The 3,393-nt window shown below is 67.9% G+C and carries 3 protein-coding genes and 2 pseudogenes; all 5 read left to right on the forward strand.

The window, feature by feature from the left end:
• Positions 1 to 201: pseudogene (locus E4P82_RS21380) on the forward strand (hypothetical protein); the annotation flags it as partial.
• Entirely contained in the window at positions 198 to 1,391 is a 1,194-nt protein-coding gene (locus E4P82_RS21385) for a hypothetical protein (protein ID WP_169250762.1), read from the forward strand. The pseudogene E4P82_RS21380 and the gene E4P82_RS21385, both read left to right, overlap by 4 nt.
• The gene (locus tag E4P82_RS21390; protein ID WP_169250763.1) at positions 1,392 to 1,742 is read left to right on the forward strand and encodes a hypothetical protein; all 351 of its coding nucleotides are present in this window, start codon (positions 1,392 to 1,394) and stop codon (positions 1,740 to 1,742) included.
• A complete protein-coding gene (locus tag E4P82_RS21395; protein ID WP_169250764.1) occupies positions 1,735 to 3,144 on the forward strand; it encodes an ArdC-like ssDNA-binding domain-containing protein in 1,410 nt (469 codons plus the stop codon). Before E4P82_RS21390 ends, E4P82_RS21395 begins: the two co-directional genes overlap by 8 nt.
• A 10-nt stretch (positions 3,145 to 3,154) precedes the next feature.
• Positions 3,155 to 3,393 (forward strand): annotated as a pseudogene (locus E4P82_RS21400) (hypothetical protein); the annotation flags it as partial.

Genomic DNA, 3,393 nt, shown 5'->3' on the forward strand with positions numbered 1-3,393 from the left:
ATCGAGTACCTGCTGGCGCGGGCCACCCTCAGCGACGTCCAGCCGGCACGGCACGCCCTGCAAGAGGAACGCGCCGCCGCCATCAATCTGGTGAAAGCCCACACGACGAGCACCACCGGCACGGTCGACCCCGGCACGACCGCCGGCGGTACCACCGACCCCGGCACGGCCGACCCTACTCCAGAAGGAACGCCCCCGTGAACGCCACCGTCCTCATCCCCGAACAATTCGGTCCCTATCTTCAGCAACAGCCCGCCCCCCCGAATCCGCGCCTGGCGGACTTGCGCCAGTCATCCCACGGGTCCGAGGGGATACGACCCGCCGACGCGCTGAGCGCCGACGCACTCGGTGTCACCGAACACGACCCGCGCCAGGCGGTTCGTCAATCCCTGAAGATCCTCCTGACGGGTCACAAACTGCACGCGAGCCTGGTCGTGGCGGCCCTGAACCGGCCGGTCGGCGAGGCGGAGACCCCCCCACCGCCGCCGGCCGACGTGGCGGCGTGGGTCGAGCGGACCGCCGCCTGGATCACCGCGACGACCGAGGCCCTGGCCCAGCGCTGGGGATCGCCCGCCTCCGGGGGCACGGCCTCCGGTGGCGCGACCACGGAACCGCTGGCGTTATCGGATTACCATCGTTACGACCTCGCTCGCACCTTGGTCGGCGTCCTGGAACGCCATCCCGGCACCGCCGAGCAGGTGACGGCGGAACAGATGGCCACGTATCTCGCCGCCGCCGAATCGGGTTTGCCCCAAGAACCGCCCGCGCCCGCTTGGGTCTCGGCGGGCGCGGACATGGATCGATCGCTGGCCTGGTCGCGCGCCTTGGCGTGGATTCTGGAAACGGCGGTGGACACCCCCTTCAATCGGTCGCTGGAGACGGTGCTGACCGATGCGCGTGCGGCACTGGCCGAGGCGGTGCCGCGCGCGCTCCACTCCGTCCGGGACACGCTGGCCTTGCCGGAGGACGCCCAGCGGGTGGTGGAACAGCATCTGCTTCAGACCACCAGCCGCCTCTACGCGGCGACCTTGCGCCATGTGCATCAGGAATCCACGCGGATGATCGAACGCTATCAGGCGCTCCAGGAAGCCGGCGACCTCGCGGGGGCGGACGAACTGGCCCACGCCTATCAAGACCAGCGGCTCGGCTACGCGGGGGTTGCGCATCATTTCCAAACCCTGTGGGCGGTCCACGCCGCTCAACAGGACGCCGCGCTCGCCGCGCTGACCGTCGAGCCGTCACCGAATCCACCGCCACCGATTCAACCGCCCGCCGATCCATCCGCCGAGGCCCCCGCCGATCTCGGTGGGTCGGCGACCCGACGCGGCGGTTCGTGCCTCGGCGCCAGCCGGTTGACCTTTTTCCCCAATCACCCCATATTGGATTTATAAATGAATAACACAACTGATGACATTCAACACCTCGAAGCGATCCTGCTTGAGCCGCTGATCCCCTTGATCACCGCTCTTGACGAGGCCGATCTTCATAACGAGGACCTCCCGCTGGCGATGCCGGGACTGCTGAAGTCCTTCCTCGAACCCGAGGTGCAAGCCGCGCTGCCGGCGGGGCTCCGCACGGTGGCGGCTGTTTATCTGGAGGGCCTGCCCGGTTATCGAGACGGCGACCTGGACCGAGCCACCCTCCAGCATGAACTGCGCTTGGCGCTGTGGGATGGAGAGGCATTCCCCATCGAGGAAAGGGAGATCGAGGAACTGGGTCTGGAGGAACATCGTGATGGCTAGTATCCGTTTCGATCTTTACCACGCGGTGCTGGACGCGATGGCGGCGGCGGGCTGTGCACCACGCGATCCGAAGGTCCTGGTTTTCGATGGGCGCTTGCACCGCTATGACGTGGCGGGGGACCGGCGAGACCGCCAGAACGGCTGGTTCGTGCTGCATGACACGATCCTTCCTTTCGGTGCGTTCGGTTCCTGGAAAACCGGAGTCACCCAGGGATGGAGCGGCGGTGATGTCGAGGCGCTACCCCCCGAGCAGCGCGAACGGCAACGGCGGCAAATGGCCGAGATCGCGGCCCAACGCGCGGCGGAAGAACGAAGGCGCCAGGCCCAGGCGCGGGAACGGGCGGAACGCCTGTGGGCACGGGCCAACCCCACTGTTTCGGACCAGCATCCTTATCTGCGCAACAAGCAGGTTTCCGCCCTGGGCCTGCGTCAACTGCGGGATTTGTTGCTGGTGCCGGTGCGCGATGGCGACGGCACGCTGCGGTCGCTGGAGTTCCTGAATCCCGAGGGGGGCAAGAAGTTTTTGAAGGGGGGCGCCGTTACGGAGGGTCGCCATTGGCTGGGTGACCCGCGTGGCGCCCGGACCCTGCTGATTTGCGAGGGCTACGCCACCGGCGCCAGCCTTCACCAGGCGTGTGGATTGCCGGTGGCGGTGGCCTTCAGTCGTGGCAATGTGTTTCCGGTCGCGAAGGACCTCCATCACCGGTTCCCCGGCGTGGGGCTGGTGATCGCCGGCGATGACGACCGTTATACGCCGGGCAATCCCGGCCGACGCGACGCCGAGGAGGCCGCGTGGTGGGTGGCGGGCACGGCGATCTTCCCGGATTTCACCGGCCTGGAAACCGCCCGCCAGCCGACCGATTTCAACGATGTTCACCTCCTGGGTGGGCTGGCGCATCTGAAACGCCAACTCGAAACCCACCTCGCGGCCGTCCCGCCCGCCGAGACCCCGCGCGGGGGACCGCACATCCGTCCGACCGATCCCGGACGGCGGTCCGAGGCGCGCGCTGCTGAATCCACCATGCCGGCGCAAACCGCTCCGCGTGTCGCAATGTCCACCGCCCCCGTGCTGGCGATGGCCGCGCCCCGGCGCCGCCAGAAACCGCGCGGCGACGGCGGACGGCCGAATCCCTACCAGGAAGTCACCGACCGGATCATCGAGATGATCGAGACCGGTACCGCGCCCTGGCAACGGCCCTGGGACCGGCCGCGCCATCCTGGCGTTCCAGCGTTTCCAGTCAACGCCGCGACCGGGAACGCCTATCGCGGCATCAACGTCCTGCTGCTGGGTGGCGATCCGCGCCTGGCCGACGATCCGCGCTGGTGCGGCTACCAACAGGCCCAAGCGCGCGGCTGGCACGTCCAGGCCGGCGCTCGGGGCACTCCGATCTATTTTTTTTAAGCGGATTGAAGTGGCTGATGGGTCCGAGGCGGACGAGGAATGGCGGGTCGATGCGGACGACACGTCCTTACGGCGGACGATTCCGTTGTTGTGTCGACACACGGTATTCCACGCCTCTCAAATCGAGGGCATCCCATCCCTGGAGGCCGTGTACGGGTCGATGGCGGGGTTGCCCGATCACGTCTGGGACACGGAGGAGCGGCTGGAGCGCCTGTTGCGGGGCAGCGGCGCGCGCTTCGTCCATGCCGG

The organism is Candidatus Competibacter phosphatis (assembly GCF_012939995.1).
GTDB classification, from domain to species: Bacteria; Pseudomonadota; Gammaproteobacteria; order Competibacterales; family Competibacteraceae; genus Competibacter; species Competibacter phosphatis.

Coding starts and splice junctions, on each gene's coding strand:
- E4P82_RS21390 (WP_169250763.1), top strand. CDS start 1,392: ATGAATAACACAACTGATGACATTCAACACCTCGAAGCGATCCTGCTT.
- E4P82_RS21395 (WP_169250764.1), top strand. CDS start 1,735: ATGGCTAGTATCCGTTTCGATCTTTACCACGCGGTGCTGGACGCGATG.